This is a genomic window from Hydrogenophaga sp. (assembly GCF_041633695.1).
In the GTDB taxonomy this organism is placed as follows: domain Bacteria; phylum Pseudomonadota; class Gammaproteobacteria; order Burkholderiales; family Burkholderiaceae_C; genus Hydrogenophaga.
Map to the genome: position 1 here is coordinate 1 of NZ_JBFJMY010000736.1, position 1,273 is coordinate 1,273.

General features: G+C 64.2%; 3 protein-coding genes. All 3 read left to right on the top strand.

Annotated elements, in window-relative coordinates; translation table 11 throughout:
• The coding region (locus ABYB95_RS23680; RefSeq protein WP_372662881.1) for a hypothetical protein at positions 1-288 on the top strand (288 nt) is incomplete at its 5' end.
• 118 nt (positions 289-406) lie between these two features.
• Positions 407-958, top strand: coding sequence for a hemerythrin domain-containing protein (locus tag ABYB95_RS23685; RefSeq protein WP_372662884.1), 552 nt, complete (start codon positions 407-409; stop codon positions 956-958).
• An 89-nt stretch (positions 959-1,047) separates the two neighbouring features.
• The coding region (locus tag ABYB95_RS23690; protein WP_372662887.1) for an alpha/beta fold hydrolase at positions 1,048-1,273 on the top strand (226 nt) is incomplete at its 3' end.

The following is a 1,273-nucleotide window of genomic DNA, read 5'->3' on the forward strand; positions in this document are numbered from 1 at the left end:
ATGGACGCGCGCTGGAGCGGCTGGCATTCGGCGGCCAAGGTCTTGGGGCGGGAGCGGGTGAGCGTGCCCGCGGGCAGTTTCAACGCCTACAAGGTCGAGGTCTGGAGCAGCCGCGTCAGCACCGGCATCCGCAGTGAAGCGCATCTGGAGCCGGTGCGGGTGCAGTACCTGATCTGGTACGCACCCGAGATCAAGCGCTACGTGCGCATGCAGCGCCGCGTCACGACCAACGACAACTCCGAAAGCGAAAAGGACCTGTTTGAACTGGTGTCGCACCAACTGCCTTGAGCGCTTGCGCGCTGCCGCTTGTTGACCTGCATCAAGGCCCGGCGGGCAAGGCGGCCTAGACTGGGGCACAGGCGAGGCGGGTGTTTTCCGCCCGCCGCCACCGCACCCGAGGACCGCCATGAAAACGCTCGCCACACAACCACCAGCCGCCGACAACGACGCACCCGTCACCAATTTCTCCAACTGCCATGTGGGCATCCTGCGCCAGCTCCAGGCGTTGAGCGACTTGCGTGAGCTGCTCGAACCGGCTGCGCGCGCGCGCCAGATCGCAAACCAAACGCTGGGCTTTTTCAACGAGGCGGTGCTGGAACACCATTCGGAAGAAGAGCGCGATCTTTTTCCTTCTGTGCTCGCCAGTGCCGAACCGGGCGAAGAACACGAACGCGTCAAAACCATGACACAGCGGCTCACGCACGAACACCGCCAGCTCGAAGCACTCTGGAAAGGCCTGGAGCCAGGGCTGAAGAAAGTCGCCAAAGGACAGGACAGTGGGCTGGATCTGGCCCAGGTGCAGCGCCTGGTGGACGATTACGTGGCCCATGCGGCCTACGAAGAGGCCAAATTTTTGCCATTGAGCCAGGCCATTCTCAGCCGCAACAGCAACCACATGGCGGCTCTGGGCATGCGGCTGCACATGCGCCACCTGCCAGCGGTCAACGCCTACATCTGAGCGTCCGTTCGCGCCAGGGTCGGCCGGCGCGCAGGGCTTGCTGCATGCACAGGGCAAAATCGGGGCTGGTCCATTCCTCGAGCCGCCCTATGTCCACAACCCATTCCCTTCCCGATCCCGATCACGACGTCAGCATTGTGCTGGTGCACGGCGCCTGGCACGGTGCTTGGTGTTGGCAGCGCGTGCTGGGTCCATTGCGCCAGGCGGGTGCGCGGGTCCACGCGGTCACCTTGACCGGTGTGGGCGAACGCGCCCACCTCTTGAGCCCAGCCGTGGATTTGCACACGCACATCCAGGACGTGATCGGACTCATCG

Excerpts from the sequence above, each read along its gene's own strand:
- ABYB95_RS23685 (WP_372662884.1), top strand. The coding sequence starts at position 407 with ATGAAAACGCTCGCCACACAACCACCAGCCGCCGACAACGACGCACCC.